The organism is Streptosporangiales bacterium (assembly GCA_009379955.1).
Classification (GTDB): Bacteria; Actinomycetota; Actinomycetes; order Streptosporangiales; family WHST01; genus WHST01.
Genome location: WHST01000011.1, coordinates 1 through 21,889 on the forward strand (window position 1 = coordinate 1; position 21,889 = coordinate 21,889).

The 21,889-nt window shown below is 72.2% G+C and carries 21 protein-coding genes; 7 read left to right on the forward strand and 14 right to left on the reverse strand.

The window, feature by feature from the left end:
- Positions 1-148: 148 nt before the first annotated feature.
- Positions 149-1,120 carry a prolyl oligopeptidase family serine peptidase gene (locus tag GEV10_05100; GenBank protein ID MQA77846.1) on the reverse strand — a complete coding sequence of 324 codons (972 nt, stop codon included), beginning with the start codon at positions 1,118-1,120 and terminating at the stop codon, positions 149-151.
- A gap of 98 nt (positions 1,121-1,218) precedes the next feature.
- On the opposite strand from GEV10_05100, the gene GEV10_05105 reads away from it, so the two are divergent.
- Positions 1,219-2,499 (forward strand): hypothetical protein, encoded by a 1,281-nt coding sequence (locus GEV10_05105; GenBank protein ID MQA77847.1) that lies wholly within the window; start codon positions 1,219-1,221, stop codon positions 2,497-2,499.
- Between the two features lie 12 nt (positions 2,500-2,511).
- On the forward strand, positions 2,512-3,507 hold the full coding sequence (locus tag GEV10_05110) for a hypothetical protein (protein MQA77848.1): 996 nt from the start codon (positions 2,512-2,514) through the stop codon (positions 3,505-3,507).
- Between the two features lie 14 nt (positions 3,508-3,521).
- On the opposite strand, the gene GEV10_05115 is transcribed toward GEV10_05110, so the two are convergent.
- The 3 genes from GEV10_05115 to GEV10_05125 form a co-directional block, all read right to left on the reverse strand.
- On the reverse strand, positions 3,522-4,214 hold the full coding sequence (locus tag GEV10_05115; GenBank protein MQA77849.1) for a dihydrofolate reductase: 693 nt from the start codon (positions 4,212-4,214) through the stop codon (positions 3,522-3,524).
- Positions 4,215-4,333: 119 nt separating this feature from the next.
- Positions 4,334-5,248, reverse strand: a complete 915-nt coding sequence (locus GEV10_05120) for a hypothetical protein (GenBank protein MQA77850.1) — start codon at positions 5,246-5,248, stop codon at positions 4,334-4,336.
- Positions 5,249-5,292: 44 nt separating this feature from the next.
- On the reverse strand, positions 5,293-6,096 hold the full coding sequence (locus GEV10_05125) for a L,D-transpeptidase family protein (protein ID MQA77851.1): 804 nt from the start codon (positions 6,094-6,096) through the stop codon (positions 5,293-5,295).
- A gap of 318 nt (positions 6,097-6,414) precedes the next feature.
- Here GEV10_05125 and GEV10_05130 point away from each other — a divergent pair, with 318 nt between their 5' ends.
- Positions 6,415-7,224, forward strand: a complete 810-nt coding sequence (locus GEV10_05130) for a hypothetical protein (GenBank protein MQA77852.1) — start codon at positions 6,415-6,417, stop codon at positions 7,222-7,224.
- Between the two features lie 6 nt (positions 7,225-7,230).
- On the opposite strand, the gene pdxH is transcribed toward GEV10_05130, so the two are convergent.
- Positions 7,231-7,890: a pyridoxamine 5'-phosphate oxidase gene (gene pdxH, locus GEV10_05135; protein MQA77853.1), complete on the reverse strand. Its 660-nt coding sequence runs from the start codon at positions 7,888-7,890 to the stop codon at positions 7,231-7,233.
- Between the two features lie 146 nt (positions 7,891-8,036).
- Between pdxH and GEV10_05140 the strand changes: the two genes are divergently transcribed.
- Positions 8,037-9,137 carry a citrate synthase gene (locus GEV10_05140; protein ID MQA77854.1) on the forward strand — a complete coding sequence of 367 codons (1,101 nt, stop codon included), beginning with the start codon at positions 8,037-8,039 and terminating at the stop codon, positions 9,135-9,137.
- A 10-nt stretch (positions 9,138-9,147) separates the two neighbouring features.
- On the opposite strand, the gene GEV10_05145 is transcribed toward GEV10_05140, so the two are convergent.
- Positions 9,148-9,750 (reverse strand): hypothetical protein, encoded by a 603-nt coding sequence (locus GEV10_05145; protein ID MQA77855.1) that lies wholly within the window; start codon positions 9,748-9,750, stop codon positions 9,148-9,150.
- Between the two features lie 137 nt (positions 9,751-9,887).
- Here GEV10_05145 and GEV10_05150 point away from each other — a divergent pair, with 137 nt between their 5' ends.
- The gene (locus GEV10_05150) at positions 9,888-11,003 is read left to right on the forward strand and encodes a phosphoserine transaminase (protein ID MQA77856.1); all 1,116 of its coding nucleotides are present in this window, start codon (positions 9,888-9,890) and stop codon (positions 11,001-11,003) included.
- Positions 11,004-11,174: 171 nt separating this feature from the next.
- On the forward strand, positions 11,175-12,197 hold the full coding sequence (gene galE / locus GEV10_05155) for a UDP-glucose 4-epimerase GalE (protein ID MQA77857.1): 1,023 nt from the start codon (positions 11,175-11,177) through the stop codon (positions 12,195-12,197).
- Between the two features lie 10 nt (positions 12,198-12,207).
- Here the strand turns inward: galE and GEV10_05160 are convergent, their stop codons facing one another.
- The 7 genes from GEV10_05160 to GEV10_05190 all read right to left on the reverse strand — a co-directional run bounded on the left by GEV10_05160 (position 12,208) and on the right by GEV10_05190 (position 18,573).
- On the reverse strand, positions 12,208-13,530 hold the full coding sequence (locus GEV10_05160) for a hypothetical protein (protein MQA77858.1): 1,323 nt from the start codon (positions 13,528-13,530) through the stop codon (positions 12,208-12,210).
- A complete protein-coding gene (locus tag GEV10_05165; protein MQA77859.1) occupies positions 13,527-14,294 on the reverse strand; it encodes an FkbM family methyltransferase in 768 nt (255 codons plus the stop codon). The genes GEV10_05160 and GEV10_05165 overlap by 4 nt, the downstream gene beginning before the upstream one ends.
- A gap of 135 nt (positions 14,295-14,429) precedes the next feature.
- Positions 14,430-14,996, reverse strand: a complete 567-nt coding sequence (gene thpR / locus GEV10_05170) for an RNA 2',3'-cyclic phosphodiesterase (protein ID MQA77860.1) — start codon at positions 14,994-14,996, stop codon at positions 14,430-14,432.
- Positions 14,993-15,256 carry a hypothetical protein gene (locus tag GEV10_05175; protein ID MQA77861.1) on the reverse strand — a complete coding sequence of 88 codons (264 nt, stop codon included), beginning with the start codon at positions 15,254-15,256 and terminating at the stop codon, positions 14,993-14,995. Before GEV10_05175 ends, thpR begins: the two co-directional genes overlap by 4 nt.
- A gap of 32 nt (positions 15,257-15,288) precedes the next feature.
- Complete coding sequence (locus GEV10_05180; protein ID MQA77862.1) at positions 15,289-16,581, reverse strand: MFS transporter; 1,293 nt, start codon at positions 16,579-16,581, stop codon at positions 15,289-15,291.
- Positions 16,578-16,961, reverse strand: a complete 384-nt coding sequence (locus GEV10_05185) for a MarR family transcriptional regulator (GenBank protein ID MQA77863.1) — start codon at positions 16,959-16,961, stop codon at positions 16,578-16,580. Before GEV10_05185 ends, GEV10_05180 begins: the two co-directional genes overlap by 4 nt.
- Positions 16,962-17,133: 172 nt before the next feature.
- Positions 17,134-18,573, reverse strand: coding sequence for an NCS2 family permease (locus GEV10_05190; GenBank protein ID MQA77864.1), 1,440 nt, complete (start codon positions 18,571-18,573; stop codon positions 17,134-17,136).
- 75 nt (positions 18,574-18,648) lie between these two features.
- Between GEV10_05190 and GEV10_05195 the strand changes: the two genes are divergently transcribed.
- Positions 18,649-18,870, forward strand: a complete 222-nt coding sequence (locus GEV10_05195) for a DUF2530 domain-containing protein (GenBank protein MQA77865.1) — start codon at positions 18,649-18,651, stop codon at positions 18,868-18,870.
- A 19-nt stretch (positions 18,871-18,889) separates the two neighbouring features.
- Here GEV10_05195 and GEV10_05200 read toward each other — a convergent pair whose 3' ends face one another.
- Complete coding sequence (locus GEV10_05200) at positions 18,890-21,883, reverse strand: hypothetical protein (GenBank protein MQA77866.1); 2,994 nt, start codon at positions 21,881-21,883, stop codon at positions 18,890-18,892.
- Positions 21,884-21,889 lie beyond the last annotated feature (6 nt).

Below are 21,889 nucleotides of genomic sequence, written 5' to 3' on the forward strand. Positions count from 1 at the left end.
ACCCGCGAAGTGCCTTTCTCCAAGAGCAACAGGACCGTCGACAAGTCCCAGTTTCCCTTGCAGACAAGGCACTTTCGCATCACCACACCCCGTGTCGCCCCACCAGGTGTGAAAGACCGAGGTTAACGTGATCAACGGGAGCGCGAGCTCAGCCGAAGAGCCGGCCCAGGTACGCGAGCTTCGCGATGTCCTGAAACGCCTCGCCGCCCTCGTGGTCGTTGTACCTGTACACCTCGATGTCCTTCTCCCCGCGGTAGGCGTTGTACGCGGCGAACACCGTCGACGGCGGGCAGGTCTCGTCCATCAGACCCACCGAGAACAGCGACGGAGCCGTCGACCGGCCCGCGAAGTGGACGCCGTCGAAGTACCCGAGGGTGTCGAACACCCGGTCGACCTGGTCGCGGTGCACCTTGAGATAGCGGCGGATCTCGGCGTACGGGTCGGCGTCGACGAGGTCAACCGCTCGCGGGAAGTCGCAGAGGAACGGCACGTCGGGCAGGACCGCCGACACGTCGCCCACGAGCGCGCCGACGGCGAGGGCGATGCCGCCGCCCTGGCTGCCGCCCGTCACGGCTACCCGTTCGCCGTCGACGGCGGGATGCGTGCGCACCGCCTCCACCGCGCGGACCGCGTCGGTGAACACCCGCCGGTAGTAGTAGGTGTCGCGGTCGAGGATCCCCTTGGTCATGAAGCCCGGATGGTGCGGGTTCGCGCCGGCCGGCCCAGGGTCAGGCGTGTCGCCGGGAGCGTGACCACTGCCCTGCCCCCTGGTGTCCATGACGAGGTGCGCGTAGCCGGCCTGTGCCCACAGCGTGTGCTGGTGCGCGAGACCGCGACCTCCCCCGTACCCGATGTACTGCACGACGGCGGGCAGCGGACTCCGGTGCCCGGCAGGCAGGTGCAGCCAGCCGCGGATCTCGTGCCCGCCCCACCCGGCGAAGCGCACGTCGAACGTGTCGACGACCCGCAGACCCGTGTCGTACGGAGTCCACGATGCGGACAGTGCGTGGACGCGAGCCTCGGCCAGCGTTCGCGACCAGAACTCCTCGAAGTCGCCCGGTTCCACTATCCGAGACCGGTAGGTTCGCAGCTCGGCAAGGTCCATATCGAAGATCGCCATCGCCGCACTGTATCCGTCGGCCGTCGACCGATAAGGTGCTTCCCGGTGTGCCGGGAAGACTGGTCGGCGACGTCGTCCTCGACCCCGCGGGAGCCGCCATGATCGCCACCGTCACCGTGGTCGTCTTCGTCGGCGTCTACATCCTCATCGCGACCGAGCGCATCCACCGCACCGCCGCCGCGCTCGGTGGCGCGGGCGTCATGCTCCTCATCCACGCCACGGACGCGGAGAAGGCGTTCTTCGACTCCCACACCGGCATCGAGTGGAACGTCATCTTCCTGCTGCTGGGGATGATGGTCATCGTCGGCGTGCTCAAGCACACCGGGCTCTTCGAGTTCCTCGCGATCTGGGCGGCCAAGCGCGCCCGCGGCCGGCCCTACCGGCTGCTCGTCATGCTGTGCATCCTCACGGCGACGGCGTCGGCGCTGCTCGACAACGTGACCACGGTGCTGCTCGTCGCGCCGATGACGCTGGCGATCTGCCGGCGGCTGAACCTCTCGGCCCCGCCGTACCTCATCGCCCAGGCGATGGCGTCCAACATCGGCGGCACGGCCACGCTCGTCGGCGACCCGCCGAACATCATCATCGCCAACCGCGCCGACCTCACGTTCAACGACTTCCTGGTGCACCTCGCGCCGCTCGTCGTCATCCTGATGGTGGCCTTCGTCCTGCTCTGCCGGCCGTTGTTCCGTTCGGCCTTCGTCTACGACGCGGACCGCGCCGCGGACCTCGAGGCGATGAGCGCCCGCAAGGCGATCACCGACCCCAAGCTGCTGTGGCGCTGCCTCGTCGTGCTCGGCGTGGTCATCGTGGCGTTCGTCCTCCACCCCGTCCTGCACTACGAACCGTCGGTCGTCGCCCTGCTCGGCGCCGGCCTCCTCGTCGCCGGCACGCGCGTCACGGTCACCGACGTCCTGCGCGAGGTCGAGTGGCCGACCCTGGGCTTCTTCGCCGGCCTGTTCGTCGTGGTGGGGGCGCTCGTCAACGTCGGCGTCATCGGCGGGGTCGCCGACCTCGCCACCGACGCCACCGGCGGCAACCTCGCGGTGACGACGATGGCCCTGCTCTGGGGCTCCGCCGGACTGTCCGCGATCATCGACAACATCCCGTACGTCGCGACGATGGCTCCCGTCGTCGCCGAGCTCGTCCCCACCATGAGCGGCGACGCGTCCGTGCTGTGGTGGGCACTCGCCCTCGGCGCCGACCTCGGCGGCAACGCGACCGCCATCGGGGCGTCCGCCAACGTCGTGGTCCTCGGCATCGCCGAGCGGAACGGCATGAAGATCACGTTCTGGCAGTTCACGAAGTACGGCCTCGTCGTCACCCCCGTGACGATCGCGCTGTGCGTGCCGTACCTCTGGCTGCGTTACCTGATGTGACAACCTCGTCCCATGGATGACCGGGGGCTGGTGCTCAGCCTCGTCGACAGGTACGCGTTCGCGGAGGTCGCGGCCGTCGTCACGCTGCTCGACGACCTCGACGACGGCGCCAGGGAGCGCGCCGAGCGGCTGTGTGAGTTCGGGCTGCGGCTGCTCGAGCTCGACGCCGAGGACTTCGACCAGGCACCCGGGGTGCCCACGGACCTGGCCGAGCGGGCGCGGAGGTCCTGGATCCCCCAGCGGCCCGACGCGCCTGATCGGGGGGCGCTCGACTCGATGGTGCCCGCGTTCGGCCTCATGCTCGAGGTCATCGCGGTCCGGTGGCAGCACGGCGACATGTCGCGTGCGCTCGCCGTCGCGCACATCCTGAACGAGTACCTGCCGATGCTGGTCTGGGAGCCGGTACTCGGGCACGCGGCCGACCCGGCGCGACTGGGCCGCCACGTGCTCGGTCCCGGCAGCCGGTGGGGCACCGACGAGCGCGAGTGCGAGCACGGCGGCCTGGAGCGCAAGGCGGCGCGCATCGCCGTCCGGGTGGCGGAGCGTCCGGTCGCCGAGTGGCAGAGCTACCTCGACCGCCAGCACTCGCACATCGCCGACGCCCTGGCCGCCTGTGCCGGGTTCTGCTCCGTCGACTGCCACGTGCGGACGCGGCTGCCCGAGGCCGTCCGCCGCACCTTGCGCACCCGCATCCGCGTGGCCCGCCGGCTCGCCGGCAGCCCGCTCGTCGCCCTGCGCCACGCGGCGCCGGTGGGCCACGGCTTCGGCGTGCCGAACGAGGGCGAGGTGCTGACGGCGTGGGAACAGACCCGCGACCGGGTCGACGACCAGTCGCTGCCGGCCGACGAGAGCGCGGTCGCCCGCCGCATCCGCGCCGCCGACGGTTTCGCGCTCCCCGGCCTACCGACGTTCATCTCGGCCGTCGCCGGACGCGCGGTGCCCCAGGACACCCTCATCGCCGACGTCCGCGACCGCCTGGCCGCCACCCTCACCGCCCGCCAGGCGTGAGCGGCGAGCGGGCCTCAGGACACGGAGACGAAGATCGCGTCGACCTTGTGGCGGTCGAGGATCAACGCGGCCGCGCCGACGCGCAGCTCGACGGTGTCGTCGGGCCGCGCGACCACGGTGGCCGTGGCGTCGGGTGCGACGCCGGCGTCGTAGAGCTCGCGCATGAACGGCACGTCGTCCTGGACGCGCTCGCTGATCCGCCTGACCACGACGTCGGTGCCGGTAGGCCCGGCCGCCTCGCCCGCCGTCTGTAGGTCGAGCTCGGGCATGGGCTCCACGGGCACGTCGAGCTCGACGAGACCGGGGATGGGGTTGCCGTGCGGGCACCGGCGCGGCTTGTGGCAGAGAGCGACGATGCGGCGCTCGACGTCGTCGGACATCACGTGCTCCCAGCGACAGGCCTCGACGTGGACCTGCTCCCAGTCGAGCCCGAGCACGTCGAGCAGCAGCACCTCCGCGAGCCGGTGCTTGCGCATCACCTGGGTCGCGTACTCGTGGCCCCGCGGGGAGAACTCCAGATGCCGGTCGCCCTCCACCTTGACGAGGCCGTCGCGCTCCATGCGCGCCACGGTCTGGCTGACGGTGGGACCGCTCTGGCTGAGCCGCTCCGCGATGCGGGCGCGCAGCGGAACGATGCCCTCCTCCTCGAGCTCGAAGATGGCTTTGAGGTACATCTCAGTCGTGTCGATCAGACCGTGCGCTGTCACAACCGAAATGGTACTCGGAGGGGCGGACGATCTCCCAAACGCGGCGATGGGCCGGCGACACTCACCGAGGTGAGGCCGCCGGCCCATCGCCGAGATGGTGCTGGTGGTGCTGCTGATGACTAGCCGGTCACCGCGTGCTCGGTCTGCACGGGCGTCGGCGTCGGCGCGCTGCCGTCGTCGTCGCCACCGTCGTCGTCACCGTTGTCGTCATCGTCGTCGCCCGGGTCGTCCCCGCCGTCGTCGCCGTTGTCGCCGGAGGTCGCGCTGGCGAGCACGATGCTGGCGAGGGGGTCCGCGCTACGCGCGCTCGAGCCCGTGAGCCCTTCGAGCGCACCGGTCACCGAGGCGCTCAGGCCGTCCAGCTCGGACAGCTGGGTCAGACCGGCACTGGCGTCGAGACCACCGGTCGCAGAGAGCTGGCCCAGCAGCTGGTCGAGCTGCGGCGCGGTGATACCGGGTGCCACCTTGACGTGCACGGCGTTGACCGTGAGGCTGCCGTCGTCGTTGGTGATCTGCTCGTTCAGCGTGATCTCGAGCAGACCGGCCACCCCGATGGTCGTGTTCGCCGCGGGGCTCGGCGCCAGACCGGACAGGTCGTTGTTGCCGATCTTGAGGCCGACGATCTTGCTCGAGCCGACCGCGTTCTCGGACGTGGCCTCGATGAGCTCGGCCGTGATGCCGGCGTCGCCACCGAGGTTCAGGTTGCCGATCCGCGCCTCGGCGTGGTTCTTCTCGGCCAGCACCTCTAGCGCGCCGACGTCCATCGGCGCGTCGTCGCCGATGATCGGCAGCGCCACCGTGGGCTGCCAGTCACGTGCGGGAATCGAGGCCGTGCGCTCCTTGACGAGCTTGCCGTCGGTCGACTCGACGAACGGCGTCTTCTTGATGACGTCGTTGCCGGAGAGCTGCACGTGCACCCCGTACGCACTGTCCGGGTTGGAACTGGCGGCCTGCGCCGGGTTCACTGCTGCGAAGAGCAGCGCGACGCCGGCAGACGCGGCGAGCCCCGCTCCAGCGATCTTCTTCCATGCCATCAGGGTGTGGCCTCCTAAGGAGTTCTTCTCTCGGGGGGTCGGGCTCACTGGATGAGGACCAATGAGCCGAGCGGCACCTGGCGGAGCTCGTCGAGCCCGTCCGCGGGGACGCGGATGCACCCATTACTCACGGCCTGCCCGAAGACACTGCTGTCGGTGGACCAACCGTGGAGGGCGACCGTGCCAGGGCCGCCACCGAACGTGTCGAGCGTGTCGGAGTGAGCTCCGAGCGGCAACACGAGCGGTGTGTACTTGGCCTGCTTGGCGTCGATGATCGACGCCATCAGGTAGGTGCGCGTGCGGGGCGTAGGGGTCTTGGTCGCGCCGACCGCCACCTGCCAGCTCCCGACCAACGCGTCGTCCTTGCGGAGGACGAGCCTCCTCTTGTCGACGTCGACCTTGACGACGTACGGCGTCTTGGCCTTGTCGAGCTGTGCCGAGGACCTGAGCCAGCCGGCGGCGCCGTTGGGCCGCGCCGGCAGGAGGACCTTGAGCCACCCGGACTTCCGGTCGATCACCGGGACCCAGGTGGGGTTGCCGAGCTCCTTGACCGGGAGCCTGGCGATCGCGGTGCCGCCCGGCTCGTCGTACACCGGCTGCTTGCTCTTCGGGTGGACGACCGTGCCGTCGGTCTTCTTCGTCGAGGCGTCGCGTGGTGCGCCCTCGACCGTCGTGAACGTCGACGCGTCGACGACCTTCACCCGCTTCTCGACGGCGGCCTTGGACGACGTGGTGGAGGGCTTCGGCGTCGCCTCGCCGGAGCCGCAGCCGACGACCGCGCCGAGCACCATCGCGCAGGCGGCCGCCAGCGCCAGTTGCCGGCGCGCGCCGGACCATGCGTGACTCATGCACCGGACAACGAACGCGGTTGCGTTCGGTGACGGTGCGGTTACGCGGGACTTCACTCGAGCTCCTGGGGCTGGAGCGTGGTCACGTCCCGTGAGGGCGTGACAACGCGGGGCGGTGGTGCTGGGGGAGAATGTAGCTGGTAGCTCTCGGAGAGTCACGGAGGGGGGGTATGACATATCGGACATCTTTGAAGTCTCCAGGTCAGCGGCCCGATTTCGTCACCGATCGCCGCGGGTCGGCGCGCGCTTCCGCCGCTCGTGGTCACCCGGTCTCTCCTCGTGTCCCGGCGCATCTCCCGGTTGGGTACGGTCGTCGTCATGCCTGGAACGCAGCCGGCGGGAACGTCGGACCCTCCGAGTACCAGCGGCGCGTCGCTGGTCGTCCCCGCCCGATTCTGCGGCCCGCCGCACTCGGCGAACGGCGGTTACGTCGCCAGCCGCGTCGCGTCGTACGTCGGTCTCACCTCCGTCGACGAGACCGCACCGCACGGCAGGGAGCCGCAGGCCGTGACGACGGTGCTCCGCGCGCCGATCCCGCTCGACACCCCCGCGCTCGTCACCTCCGACGGCGACACCGTGACCGTCCGCCTCGACCACCGCGTGCTCGCGGAGGCGGCACCAGGCCGGCTCGACACCGACCCGCCCGAGCCGGTGGGCTACGCCGACGCCGCCGCGGCGGGCGAGCGTTACCCCGGGTACGCGCGGCATCCGATGCCCACCTGCTTCGGCTGCGGCGTCGACCGCCGGCCGGGCGACGGCATCCGCCTCGCCGTCGGTTCGGTGGGCGACGGGCGTGTCGCCGGCACCTGGCAGCCGGACGAGTCGATGTTCGCGCTCGGCGACGACGGCGGGCCGGTGCCCGCCGAGTTCGCCTGGACCGTGCTCGACTGCGCCGCGGCGTGGGCCTGGGACTTCGCCGCCGAGCCCGCGCTGCTCGGCACGATGACCGGCATCGTCGACGAGGCACCGTACGTGGGTGAGCGGTGCGTGGTCGTCGCCACGGTGCTCGGTCGCGAGGGCCGCAAGATCCACACCGCGTCCGCGCTCTACGACGCCGACGGCCGCGTCCTCGGCCGGGCGCAGTCGGTCTGGATCACGGTCGACCCCGCCCGCATCGGCACGCCGTAGGAGGCGTCAGGGGGCAAGGCGTTCGACGCGCCAACCGGACGACTCGCGCACGTACCGGAGCCGGTCGTGCATGCGGTCGCCGCGCCCCTGCCAGAACTCCACCGCGGACGGGACGATCAGGTAGCCGCCCCAGAACTCCGGCAGCGGGACGGCGGTGTCACCTGGCCAGCTCCCCTGCAACTCGGCGTACCGCTCCTCCAGCACCTCGCGTGACACGACGACGGCGGACTGCTCCTCGCTCGCCCACGCGCCCAGCTGCGACCCCTTCGGCCGCAGCGCGAAATACGCGATGCTCTCCTCCCGGCTCACCCGCTCGGCGTCGCCGTACACGAGCACCTGGCGCTCCAGTGCGTACCAGGGGAAGGTGGCGGCGATCCGCGGGTTGGCCTCGATCTCGCGGGCCTTGCGCGAGCGGTAGTTGGTGTAGAAGACGAAGCCGCGCTCGTCGTACCCCTTGAGCAGGACGCTGCGCGAGCTCGGCCTGCCCTCGGCGTCGGCGGTCGCGACCACCATGGCGTTGGGCTCGACGACGACCTCGCGCGCGGCCGACGCCTCGCCGAACCAGCGGTCGAACTGGGTCATGGGGTCGGCGGCGAGGTCGGACTCGGACAGGCCGGCGAGAGCGTACGCACGACGCAGGGCGGCGGGGTCGGTGGAGGCGTTCACCCCCCGATCGTGCCACCCGCGCGGATGTGACGTGTCGGACAGCTCCCCCGACTGGCAGGTGACCCACCGGTAGGGGTTGAATGACAGCTCCGCACCAGCACAGCCGTACGGCCGCTATCCGCGGCCAGGCAGGACGGGAGCACCTGATGTCCGACTTCAAGCCCGGACTCGAGGGGATCGTCGCCTTCGAGACCGAGATCGCGGAACCGGACAAGGAGGGTGGCTCCCTCCGCTACCGCGGCGTCGACATCGAGGATCTCGTCGGCGAGGTCACCTTCGGCCAGGTATGGGGCCTGCTCGTCGACGGCGAGTTCGCCCCCGGCCTGCCGCCGGCCGAGCCCTTCCCGCTCCCCGTGCACTCCGGCGACGTCCGGGTCGACGTGCAGTCCGCACTCGCGCAGCTCGCCCCGGTGTGGGGACTCCGCCAGCTGTACGACATCACGCCGGAGCAGGCACGCGACGACCTCGCCCGCGCTGCGGTCACGGCCCTGTCGTTCATCGCCCAGTCGATGCGCGGGCAGGACCTGCCGATGGTCCCGCAGAGCGAGGTCGACAAGGCCGCGTCCATCACCGAGCGGTTCATGATCCGGTGGCTCGGCGAGCCACGCCCCGAGCAGATCAAGGCCGTCGACGCCTACCTCGTGTCGGCCGCGGAGCACGGCATGAACGCGTCGACGTTCACCGCGCGCGTCATCGCGTCGACCGGCGCCGACGTGGCCGCCGCGCTCTCCGGCGCCGTGGGCGCGATGTCCGGCCCGCTGCACGGCGGCGCGCCGGCCCGGGTGCTGCACATGGTCGAGGAGGTCGAGCGCATCGGCGACGCCGGTGCGTACGTCCGCGCCGAGCTCGACAAGGGCAGCCGGCTGATGGGCTTCGGCCACCGCGTCTACCGCGCCGAGGACCCGCGGGCGCGCGTCCTGCGACGCACGGCGAAGGAGCTCGGCGCAGAGCGCTACGAGGTGGCGGCCGCGCTGGAGAAGGCCGCGCTCGGCGAGCTGCGGGCGCGCCGGCCCGACCGCGTACTGGAGACCAACGTCGAGTTCTGGTCCGCGATCGTGCTCGACTTCGCGGGCATACCGGCGGACAAGTTCACGTCGATGTTCACGTCGGCCCGCACGGCCGGCTGGAGCGCGCACATCCTCGAGGAGAAGCGCACCGGACGCCTCATCAGGCCCGCGGCGCGCTACATCGGCCCCGACACCCGTCCGGCGAGCGCCGTGGCGGGCTACGACAAACTCGACGCCTAGAAGGGCGACCTCAGCCGGTGTAGAGCTGGCGGGTGCAGGCACCCAGCTCGACGTGGTCGGAGCTCCGGACGGTCTCCGGGTCGAAGCGGACCGTCCACTGCTTCGTACCGTCGAGCACCACCGTGTCGCCGCCGCCGAAGCGTGCCGTGCGGAACGACTCGCTGCTGGAGTCCGAGTTGAAGCAGCCGAGATAGGCGCGCCTGCTGAACGGTCCGCTGGTGGACTGCACGTACAGCCCCTGCACCGGGTCGATGACGTTGGTGGTGTCGTGCACGATGACCTCGAACCGGCCGTCGCGAGACGTCGCCAGGACCCGTTGGTCGAGATCCATGACGTAGCCGAGGAGCATGCCGACTCCGGTGGTCACCAGCGCGGCCGCCAGCAGCGCGACCGCGCCGAGAGCCGGCGGCAGGCTCCGCGAACCGCCTCTCGCCGCCGCCAGCAGGACGCAGGTGATGCCGAGCACGCTGAGGCCGGCGGCCGCCAGGAGCAGCGACAGCCATGGACGGTCTCCGAACCCGACCCAGCGGAACGGGTTCACGAACGTCAGGCCGGCCAGTGCGATCAGCAGGGCACCGACGCCGCTGAGCCACACCATGCGTGTCTTCGTCACGGCTGCACACCACCAAGGGGATCGATCGCGGTTCCGGAATGATCTCTCACGACGAACCGAGGCCGTGGACCGGCACTGCGGCCCCTGATGGTGGACGCAACGCGAGCACTCGACTACGCAGGTGGGACAATCTGCGCATGGCCCCGATCCAGATCCCTTCAGAACTCCTGCCCGAGGACGGCCGGTTCGGCTGTGGCCCGTCCAAGGTGCGCCCGGAGTCCATCGCCTCCCTCGCCGACACCGGCACCAAGCTCCTCGGCACGTCCCACCGCCAGGGCCCGATCAAGTGGCTCGTCCGGCAGATCAGGGACGGCGTCAACGAGCTCTTCGGCCTGCCCGACGGCTACGAGGTCGTCCTCGGCAACGGCGGGTCGACCGCGTTCTGGGACGCCGCGGCGTTCTGCCTCGTCCGCGAGCGTTCGCAGCACTACGTCTTCGGCGAGTTCTCGTCGAAGTTCGCGGCGGCCACGAAGGCGGCGCCCTGGCTGACCGACCCGGCGATCGTCGAGTCCGAGCCCGGCACCCACCCGGCAGCGCGCAGCACCGCCGGCGTCGACACGTACGCCCTCACCCACAACGAGACGTCGACCGGCGTCGCGATGCCGGTCGAGCGGCCCGCCGACGCCGGCGACGCACTCGTCGTCGTCGACGCCACGAGCGGCGCGGGCGGCCTGCCGGTCGACCCGAGCCAGTTCGACGTCTACTACTTCGCGCCGCAGAAGTGCTTCGCCGCCGACGGCGGCCTGTGGGTCGCGGCGTTCTCCCCCGCCGCGCTGGCCCGCGTCGCCGAGGTCAAGGCGTCGGGACGCTACATCCCCGCGTTCCTCGACCTCGCGACGGCGATCGACAACTCCGCGAAGGACCAGACCTACAACACCCCGGCGGTCGCCACTCTCTTCCTGCTCGCCGACCAGCTCGACTGGCTGATCGACAGGGGCGGCCTGCCGTGGGCGACCGACCGCACCGCCGACTCCGCGTCCCGCCTCTACCGCTGGGCCGAGAAGTCGTCCACCGCCGAGCCGTTCGTCCGCGACCCCGCCCAGCGCTCGAACGTCGTCGGCACCGTCGACTTCGCCGACGGCGTCGACGCCGCCCAGCTCGCGGCCGTCCTGCGCGCCCACGGCATCGTCGACACCGAGCCCTACCGCAAGCTCGGCCGCAACCAGCTCCGCATCGGCATGTTCCCCGCCGTCGAGCCCGGCGACGTCGAAGCCCTGACCACCTGCATCGACCACGTGGTCGACCGCCTCTAGCCGAGACCCGTCGCCGGGTCTCCAGGACCCACCCCGTGAGGGGCACCCTCACCGTGTCCTCCCACCCGTGGGGGGCACCCTCACCGCGCCAGAACGCGGTGAGGGTGCCCCTCACGGGTTGAGCGCCCGGCCGCACGGCTCGACCGACGGGGCGGTCGATACGGTGGAGGGATGCGGGTTCTCGTCACCGGCGGCGCCGGGTACATCGGCAGTCACACCGTCGTCGCGTTGCTCGAGGCGGGTCACGAGGTGGTCGTGGTCGACAGCCTCGCCAACTCCCAACCGGAGTCGCTGCGCCGCGTCGAGGCGATCACCGGCACCGCCGTCGCGTTCCACGACACCGACGTCCTGGACGAGCAGGCGCTCGGCCGGGTGTTCGGTGACCGCGCGATCGACGCCGTCGTGCACTTCGCAGCGCTGAAGGCGGTCGGCGAGTCGGTCGCGCAGCCGCTGCGCTACTACACCACCAACGTCGGCGGCACGCTGACGCTGCTGCGCGTCATGGAGCGGCACGGTGTGCACCGGCTCGTGTTCAGCTCCTCCGCGACCGTGTACGGCATCTACGGCGACACCGACGACATGCCGTTGCGCGAGGACGTCCGCCTCGGCGCGGTCAACCCGTACGGCGAGACCAAGGTGCAGGTCGAACGCATCCTCACCGACGTCGCCGCGGCCGACGAGCGCTGGCGGTTCGGGCTGCTGCGCTACTTCAACCCCGTCGGCGCCCACCCGTCGGGGACGATGGGCGAGGACCCGACCGGCGTGCCCAACAACCTGCTGCCGTTCATCGCCCAGGTCGCAGTGGGGCGCCGCGACCGGCTCACCGTGTTCGGCGACGACTACCCGACCGCCGACGGCACCGGCGTCCGCGACTATATCCACGTCATGGACCTCGCCGCCGGCCACGTCGCCGCGCTCGAGCACCTCGACACGTTCCACGGCGCCACCGCGTGGAACCTCGGCACCGGCACCGGCTCGTCGGTCCTCGAGGTGCTGCACGCGTTCGAGCGCGCCGTCGGACGCCCGATCCCCCACGTCGTCGCCGACCGCCGTGCGGGCGACGCCCCGGTCTCGTACTGCGATCCGAGCAAGGCGAAGCGCGACCTGGGCTGGCAGGCCGACCGGTCACTCGACCAGATGTGCGCCGACCACTGGCGCTGGCAGCACCAGAATCCCGACGGCTACCGCTCCTAGGCCGCGACCGTCAGTCGCGCAGCCAGAACGGCTCACCGTCGTCGCCCGACGACCCGCGGCGCCGGCCGCGTGCCGGACGCGACCCCGCGCGGCGCGACGGCTGCGCGGACCTGCGGCCGTGCGGTGGGCCGGCCGGCGGACCGCCCTGGGCACCGGGGGGCCCGAACCCGCCGGGTGCGCCGCCCCCGCGCTGGGGCGGCCCCGGCCATCCCCTGTCGTCGCCGTCGGGCTCGTACCTCTCGCCGTACGCCGGCGGCGGGTACGGCTCGTCGCGGTCGTAGCGGCGGTCGCGCCTGCCGCCGCCGTGTGCACCGACGGGCGCGGCAGTGCGGCGCCGGATGAAGAACGCCGCGGCGGCCGCGACCAGCGCGATGGCGAACGGACCCACGATGAACAGCCCGTTGACGAAGCCACCGCTGTCCTCGCCCGAGGCACCCAGCTCGGAGCTGCTCGGCGTGGCACTGCTGCCCGGCGACGCCGTCGCCGACGGGCTCTTCATGACGTCACTCAGTCGCAGCCGGAGCACCTCGCTGCCCGCGCCCTCGCTGCTCAGCAGCAACGACTTGCCGCCGGGCGCGTACGCGATGCCCTCACCCTGCTTCTGCTTGGGCAGCTCGAACTTCGCGAGCTGCTTGCCTCCGGTGGAGTAGACGTAGCCCGTCGTGTAGCTGCGCAGCACGAACTGCTCACCGTCGGAGCGGAACGCCCCGTCGGTGATGAGCGGCGGCATGGCACCGAGCTTGCGCAGCTCGTTCTGCCCTTCACCGAGGTCGTCGGCCCGGTAGAGGGCGCCGCCCTTCTCGTCCTTGGTCACGATGTACGTGTGCGAGTTCTTCGGGTTGACGAGCAGGGCCTCGGCGTCGTGCGCGCCGTCCGGGTACGTCAGCTCGTAGGAGTCGTCGGCCTCGTAGAAACCCGTCGCCAGGTCGTCGGGCAGCCGGAAGCGGTACACGGTCACGCTGTCGCGCTGGGCGTCGTTGTCGCCGATGTCGCCGATCCACAGGGTGCGTCCCTTGCCGGGTGCGATGGCCTCCCAGTCGACCTTGTCGGCGTTGCGCAGCCGCATCGTCGCGTCCGAACGGCCGTCGTCGGCGGAGACGCCGAAGACCCGGGTGGGCCCGCTGTCGTTGATCGTGAAGACGTGGTCCGGCTCGGCCGGCAGCACCGCGAGGCCACTCGAGGTGTCGATGCGTTCGTCACTGAACTCGAACGCGACGGCGGCCTTGGGCGGGGCCGCCTGCCCGGCGCTCGCGGGGAGCGGGACGAGCAGCGCGGCGACGAACCCGAGTGCGGCGGCCGCGCGAACCGCCCGACGGGTGACCGACACGCTCATGACGACCCCCGCGACGACACCTGCCGCCCGGACGGGAAGAAGAGGTAGTTGCGGACTCCCTCGCGCACTCCGGACACCGGTCGCCACGCTCCCTGTGACCACGCCGACAACGCGTAGTCGCGCTCACCGAACCAGGCGACGACGTCGCCCGCGGTGTGACCGTACCGTTCCAGGTGGCGATCTTCGACCTCGAGGAGCACCGATGGCCGGAACTCGCCGACCGTCGCCTCCGCGCCGCGGAGGAAGGCGAGTTCGCCGCCCTCGACGTCGGCCTTGACGAAGTCGATCCGGTCGAGTCGCGTGCGCCGGGCGAGCTCGTCGAGGGTGGTGACGGGGACCTCGTGCTCGACCTGCTCGGCGAACTCCGCGTTGGAACCCAGCCCGCCGGCTCCTGTCGTCACGAAGGCGCGTCCGGTGACCGGCCGGCCGCGACGCATCGGCACGCTCACGGCCGCAGTGTGCGGCTCGGCGCCGAGGGCCAGCGCGTAGCGGCGGACGTTGGGCGCGGAGCGCAGCCGCAGCCAGCCGTCGTACGGGGTGTAGAGGCCGGGGAGCGGCTCGACGCTGAGCACCACACCGGTCGGGCCGACGAGGCGGGACAGCACGCACGTGTAGACCCCGAGCGCGGCACCCACGTCGACCACCACGTCGCCGGGTGAGACGACGTGGTCGAGACCGCGTACCTCGTCCTCGACCCATGGCGTGGACGCCGCGAGCGCGCGAAGTACCTGGGCAGTGACGGCGCGCCGTGGATCGGGCCTCATGTGTCCCCATCCTGCCCCAACCGGTTCCAGGGTCCTACGCCTGGGGACCGCGTCAGCGGACCAGCGCGCCGACCACGACCGCGGCGACGAGGGCCAGGAGCAGCAGCGGCAACAGCCACCTGCTGGTGCGTGGGTTCACCTCGGCAGGCTATGTGTCCCGACCAGCGGCCAGGTCTCGAGGGTCTCGTACCGCGGCTCGGGTCCCTGATGGCTGCGCACGAGCGCCAGGTCGGTCGCCGGCCACACCGTGCCCGCGTACGTCTCGAGGCGCCCGACGCACGCGTGGAGGTCGTACGGCCGCCTGGCCCGCGCGACGGTCAGGTGCGGCCGGTAGCCGCGCTCGTCGAGGTCGAGCCCGATGCGGCGGCCCGCCGCGGATGCGGACGCGGCGAGCCGGACGAGCGGATCGCGGTCGCCGCCGACTCCCAGCCAGAGGATCCGCGCCCGGCGCCGCCCGGGGAACGCGCCGGCGCCGGTGAAGGCGAGCGAGAGCGCGGGGTGCCGGCCCGCCGCACGGGCGAGACGCGCGCCGAGGTCGTCTACCGAACGGTCGGGCACCTCGCCGTAGAACGCGACCGTGAGGTGCATGCGTTCCACCGGTGCCCAGCGCAGGTCGGGCAGCTCCGTCCGGACCGGCGCGAGCGCCTCGACCACCTCGGCGAGGGCAGCGGGCGGCGGCTCGAGTGCCGCGAACAGCCTCATCCGCCGTCTGTGCGGGAACGGCGAGCGCGGTCACGGCGGCGCCGGACCAGACCGGCGACGCTCGCCGCGAAGCCCGCGACCAGCGCGGCCACCAGCACCCAGATCGCCCACTCGTCGACGGCGTAGAGGACCGCGACCACGACCATCGCCGCGGCGCCCACGCCGGTGGCGAGGGCGAGCATGGCGTACGGCCGCCGCCGCGCGCCCGACGGCGCGAGGGCCGTGGATCTCGTGTCGTCGTGCTTGCCTGTCGCCGCCATCGACTCCCCCTGGGCTCTACCCGGCTACGGCGTCACGAACGCTCGCCGGCACCGACCGCCGCCGGCTCGTTGTCGCCCGAGACCACGTTCCAGTGTGGCAGCGGCCTGATCCGCGGCTTCAGCCGTAGCCCCTGCCGCCGGGAGAGGACGAGGGTGGCCACCAGGGTCGCCACCACCGAGACCGCACCGCCGGTGATCATGCCCCACTGCGCGCCGAGCGCACCAGCGACCCAGCCGACGAGCGGTGCACCGATCGGGGTGCCGCCCATGAACACGAGCATGTACAGCGACATCACCCGCCCGCGCATCGACGGCACGCTCGACACCTGCACGTAGGCGTTCGCCGTCGTCGCCATGCCGATGGCGAACACGCCCACGGGAACGAGGATCACCATGAAGGTCTCGTACGTCGGCATGAAGCCGGCGGCGACCTCGAGCAGGCCGAAGACCACGGCCGCCTGGACGAACACCCGCGCGCGGGGGCGCGCCTGCCTGGCCGCGATCAGCGCGCCGGCGAGGGAGCCCGCGGCCATCGCGGTGGCGAGAAGACCGAACGAACCGGCTCCCCGGCCGAACACCTCCTTGGCCATCAGCGCCATGGTGATCTGGAAGTTGAAGCCGAACGTGCCGACGAAGCCGACCACGACGATCGGGAGCAGCAGGTCTGGCCGGCTCCTGACGTAGCGGAGTCCCTCGCGGAGCTGGCCCGGCTCGCGGGCGGCGACCCCGCCGCGCCGCAGCTCGCTCTCCCGCATCATGCGGAGGCCGATCATCACGCCGACGTACGACAGGGCGTTGATGAAAAAGACCAGGCCCGTGCCGACCAGGTTGATGAGCAGGCCCGCGAGCGCCGGCCCGAAGATGCGGGCCGTGTTGAACGACGCGCTGTTGAGCGCCACCGCGTTGCTCGTGTCCTGCGGCCCGACCATCTCGGTCACGAACGCCTGCCTGGCCGGGTTGTCGACGGCGGTCACGACGCCGAAGATCAGCGCGAGGAGGTACACGTGCCACGCCTCGACGACGCCGGTCACGTCGAGAGCGCCGAGGGTCAGCCCGACGACGGCGAACGACACCTGGGTCAGCAGCAGGAGCTTGCGCTTGTCGTAGCGGTCGGCGAGGACGCCGCCCCACAGCCCGAACAGCAGCATCGGGAGGAACTGGAGCCCCGTGGTGATGCCGAGCGCGACGCCGCTGTTGTCGGTCAGCTGGAGCACGAGCCAGTCCTGGGCGATGCGCTGCATCCAGGTGCCGCCGTTCGACACCATCGCCCCGGTCCAGTAGAGGCGGTAGTTCCTTATCCGTAACGATCGAAAGGTCGATCTCATGCGGTGGCGAGCTTCTCCAATACAGGTAGGGCGGCGCGCAGGGCCCGGCGCTCGGCAGGGCTGAGCTCCTTCAGCCGCTTGGCGAGCCAGGCGTCACGTCGCCTGCGGTCTTCCTTGATGAGGGTGCGACCCTCCGCCGTGGCCGCGAACAGCACCTGGCGGCGGTCGGTCGGGTGCGCCTCCCGTACGACGAGCCCGGGCCGTTCGAGCTTGGCCACGATGCGGGTCATCGACGGCGGCTTGACCTTCTCGTGTGCGGCGAGCTCGTGGAGGGCGAGCGTGCCACGCCGCTCGAGCGTGGCCAGCGCGGCCACCTGCGAGGCGGGGAGCGCGTCGAGCGCCTCAGGACGCTGGGAACGCAGCCGCCTGGCCAGACGCATGACCGAGATGCGCAAGGTACTCGACAGGGCGGCAGCGGTGTGGACGGCTGCCGGCTGGGTGGGGTCTACGACATGCACGTGTCCACATGATACTCGTTAGCAAAGCTAACGTAAAGGTCGCCCCCCTCGTGCGACCGTTACCCGGAGGGTGCGTCTCACATCCCGGAACGCCTCAGCCAAGGCCGAAGAGCCGCTCGATCGGTCCGATCGCGAAGTAGAGGGCGAACAGGACGGCTACGACCCACAGCAGCGGGTGGATCTCGCGGCCGCGCCGCTGGGCGAGGCGGATAACGACGTAGCTGACGAACCCGGCGCCGATGCCGTTCGCGATGGAGTACGTGAAGGGCATGATCACGATGGTGAGGAACGCCGGGATGGCGACGCCTGCGTCCTTCCAGTCGACGCCGGTCACCTGGGTCATCATCAGGAAGCCGACGATCACGAGCGCGGGCGCGGCGGCCTGCGAGGGGATGACCTCGACCAGCGGGGCGAGGAACATCGAGAGCAGGAAGAGCACGCCGGTCACGACGCTGGCCAGGCCGGTGCGCGCGCCCTCGCCGACGCCGGCCGCCGACTCGACGTACGTGGTGTTGGACGACACCGAGCCGAGCCCGCCCGCCGCGGCACCGACGGCGTCGACGAACAGCACCCGCCCGATGCCGGGCAGGCTGCCCCGCTCGTCGAGCAGGCCGGCCTCGGACCCGACGCCGACGACCGTGCCCATGGTGTCGAAGAAGTCGGACAGCATCAGCGAGAAGACGAGCAGCACGACCGCCAGCACGCTGATCCTGGTGAACGCGCCGAACACGCTCACCTGGCCCAGCAGGCTGAGGTCGGGCAGCCGGAACACGTCGGACGGCAGCGCGGGCAGCGCGTTGCTCCAGCCCGACGGGTTCTTCGGCGCGAGCCCGATGCCGAAGATCGCCTCGAGGACGAACGCGAGCACGGCGGCGACCGCGATGCTGATCAGGATCGCGGCGCGGACCTTCCTGGCGACGAGGACGCCCATGAGCAGGAGGCCGGCGACGAACACCACGATCGGCCAGCCGGCGAGCTGACCGCCGATGCCGAGCTCGACCGGCACCACCCCGACCTCGGGACGGTGCACGAACCCGGCGTCGACGAACCCGATCAGCGCGATGAACAGCCCGATCCCGACGCTGATCGCGACCTTCATCTGCCTCGGGATGGCGTTGAAGACCGCCGTGCGGAACCCGGTGACCACCAGGATCATCACGAGCATGCCCTCGATGAGGACGAGTCCCATCACCTCCGGCCAGCTCAACGTCTTGCTGATCACCAGGCCCGCGACGAAGCCGTTGATGCCCAGCCCGGCCGCCATCGCGAGCGGGTAGCGGCCGACGACACCCATGAGGATCGTCATCACCCCGGCCACGAGCGCGGTCATCACCGCCACCCGCCCAGGCCCCAGCACGGTGCCGTCGACGTCGGGAGCCGAGCCGAGGATGATCGGGTTGAGCACGACGATGTACGCCATCGTCACGAACGTCACGACGCCACCGCGGATCTCGCGGCCCACCGTCGAGCCACGGGCGGAGATCCGGAAGTACCGGTCGAGGGCGCCGCGTGGCGGCTGCGCGGACTCGCTCATGGGCGGAAGGGTACCGCCGACGTGACGATTTCACGGCGCGGCGCGTGGAACCCTGGGTAGGCTGAACAGGTGCCAGTGCAGCGGCGTCGCCACCCCAGTCCGCCCCCGTTGCGACCCAACGCGCTCCTCACCGTCGCCGTCATCACCGTGCTGTGGGTGATCGCCCTGGTCGCGCTGCTCGTCTTCCGCGGACAGCTCGATGGGGCCGACCGCTGGTGGACCTGGGTCTGCGTGGCCGGCATCGCGCTCGGCCTCATCGCCATCGGCTACTTCGCCCGCAGCCCCTACCGCCGCTGAGGCACCGCGCCAGGTCGGCTCAGCGGTCCAGGCGCGCCTCGGCGAGCAGGCGGTCGGCGGACGCGGGGTCCTCCAGCAGAGCGGCGACGAGGTGCCGCTGCTCCCACTGGTCCGCCGCCCAGGCGAGGCCGCGGGCGAGGCCGGCGAGCGACGAGGCGTGCACGTCGCCGTCGGCGTAGCGCCAGTCGACGGTGCGGCCGTCGACCACGAGCGGGTCGTGCGCGAGGTACGTCCCCGGCGCCGCCGGGAGTACCGCGCGGACGAGGTCGGGCACCGGTTCCCTGTCGTACGCCGACTCGACCCGGCCGGCGACGACCTCACCGGCGAGCGTGAGGTCGAGTCGGCTCGCCAGGCGTCCGGCGAGGTCGCTGCGGACGACGAGGGACGGACGGTCGTCGAGCAGCGGCAGCAGGTCCGGCCGGTCGACGACCACGACGTCGGCGGCGGGAACGACCCCGGTCGCGTCGCCGCGTGCCACCCGCAGGTGCTCCGGCGGGTCGAGGTCAGTGTCGGTGTCGGCGACCGCGGCGTAGACCGCGTCGAGGATCGCGGTCGAGACCTCGCGCGCCGGGTCGGCGAGGCGGTCGAGCAGCTCGGCGGGGCCGTCCGGCTCGGCGAGCAGGTCGTCGAGGGTGGTGCGCACGCCGAGGGCGGCGAGCACCGCCGGGTCGCCGGCCGAGGTCTCGTCGTACAGCCCCGCGAGCCGCGCGTCGAGTCCCGCCACCCGCAGGTCGGCGGGACGCCGGCCACCGAGCACCGGACGAGTCCGCAGCCACCAGGCGGTGTACGACGGCACCAGCGTCCGGCGTCCGGCGGATCCCAGCACGGTGACGGGCTCGACGAGCGCAGCGCGCAGCCGCGGCTCGGCGAACAGCCCGAGCGCCTCCTCCCACCGGTCGGCCGCGACGAGGTCGAGGTCGCGGACCGCGACGAGCTCCGCCGCCACCGGCGGCACGTCGTCGCCGTCGCCCACCACCGCGAGGGTCGCCTCGACCCACTCGTCCTCGGCGTCGAGGTCGTGATCGCACTCGTCGGGGTCGAGCGAGACGTCCTCGTCGCGCACGATGGCGAACGTCGACAGCACCCCGACCCGTTCGAGGGTCTCGGCGCCCCAGCGGTCGACCAGGTCGGCCGCGACGACACCGAACGGCGCGTCGTCGACGACCACCCGTGCGAGCGGCCCGCCGGGAAGCAGCAGCTCGTCCGCGGAACGGACCTCGCCGTCGTCGTCGCGCAGTGCGAGCGCCCCGAGCCAGGACTCGTCGCCGGGCTCGAACGACCCCGCCGCGACCGAGGGGAGCACGGCGTCGGCGACGGCGTCGGGGTCGTCGGCGTCGTACGAACCGGCGACGGCGGCGCGCACGTGCGGGTCGTCGAGCACCGCACGGGGCGTCGCCTCGACCGCGCCGAGCCGGCCGAGGAGCGGGTGCACGGCGTCCGGGTCGGCCACCCGCACGCCGAGCGCACCCAGCGCACCGACGTCCAGCTCGGCCGTGCCGAGGAGCACGCCGCGCGGGCCACGGACCGTACGCCCGTCGGCGAGCGGCACGGGCAGGGCGCCGAGCGGCTCGCGTTCCGCGTCGACCAGCTCCGCGTAGACGCGACGCCACCACGCGGGATCGCGCCGCAGGGTGCCGAGCAGCTCCACGACGTCGGCGAGCGTGAGCTGCCTGACCTCCAACCACCGCAGCGACGCCCGCCGCACCGCCCAATCCGCGGGTAGCAGGCCGGGCAGCACCTCGGTGAGCACCTCGACGAGGCCCGCGGGGACATCGGCGGCGACGGCGTCACGGGCGACCACGCGCGGACCACCCTCGGCGGTCGGCAGGAACGCGCGGTCGCGCAGCGACCGGTGGATCGCCTGCCGCAGCGCACCGTCGAGCACGCCGGTGGGCACGGGGTCGGGCACCAGCGCGAGCAGCTCGGTGCTCGGCGGCAGCGCGGGCAGCAGGGCGGCGTACGCCTCGCCGGCCCGCGCGACGAGGAAGTCGGCGACCGGACCCTGGGCGACGTGGCGCCGCGCGGGATCGAGCGGGAACGACGCCAGCAGCAGCGCCGGGAGTCCGACCGGCTCGTCGCTCGGAGTGGGGGCGTGGAGCACCGGCTCGACACCGCCGGGCAGCGCCCCCGGCAGGTCGTCCGCGTCGAGTGGCACGGCCCAGCGGACGCTCCACGCGGGACGGGCGCGCTCCTCGACCGGCCGGTCGGCGAGCAGCTCGGCCCCGAGCTCGCCCGCGGCGGACGAGAGCCGCCAACGCGTGGTCACTCCGTCGTCGGTGACGTCGACTGTCTCGCCCGAGGAGTCCCAGACGGCGCGCAGCTCACGGACGGTCTCGTCGACCTCGATCCGCACCTCGCGCAGCGCGGGCAGGCCGAGCAGCAGCGCAGGCCCGGTGCCGGCGAGCAGGCGGCGGACGTCCGTCTGCGCGGTGTCGTCGCGCAGCGGCAGGATCACCTCGGTGTCGGCGCCCTCGCCCGGCTCCCCCGCGTAGCCGTACGGCAGCCTCAGCGCGGGGACGTGACCGTCGCGCCCGGCGAGCTCGCCGGCGAGGCCGGGTATGCCCGCGACGAGCTCCCTCGTCGCCGACCTCGACCAGGCGACGCCGCCGCTGCTGGAGACGACGCGCGGCTCGTCGGTGACCGCGAGGACGGCGGCGAACCCGACGCCGAAGCGTCCCGCCGTCGCGCCGTCGCGCTTCGCGGACGCGCGCAGGGTCGACAGCGACTCGACCCCCGCGGCGTCGAGCGGTGCACCGTCGTTCGCGACCCGCAACTCGTCGGCGGCGAGGGTGAACCGCACCCGCCCGGGAACGCCCGCGGTCGCGGCGGCGTCGGCCGCGTTCTGTGCGAGCTCGACGACGAGCCGGTCGCGGTAACCGCCGAGCGCGTAGTCCTCCTCGGCGTTGGCGTCCTCGCGGAAGCGCGCCGGCGCCGCAGTCCACGCCTCGACGACCCGGGCGCGGATGCCGGCGGTGTCGAACGGGTCGACGGCGTCCGGCGGGATCGCGCTCACCGGTGC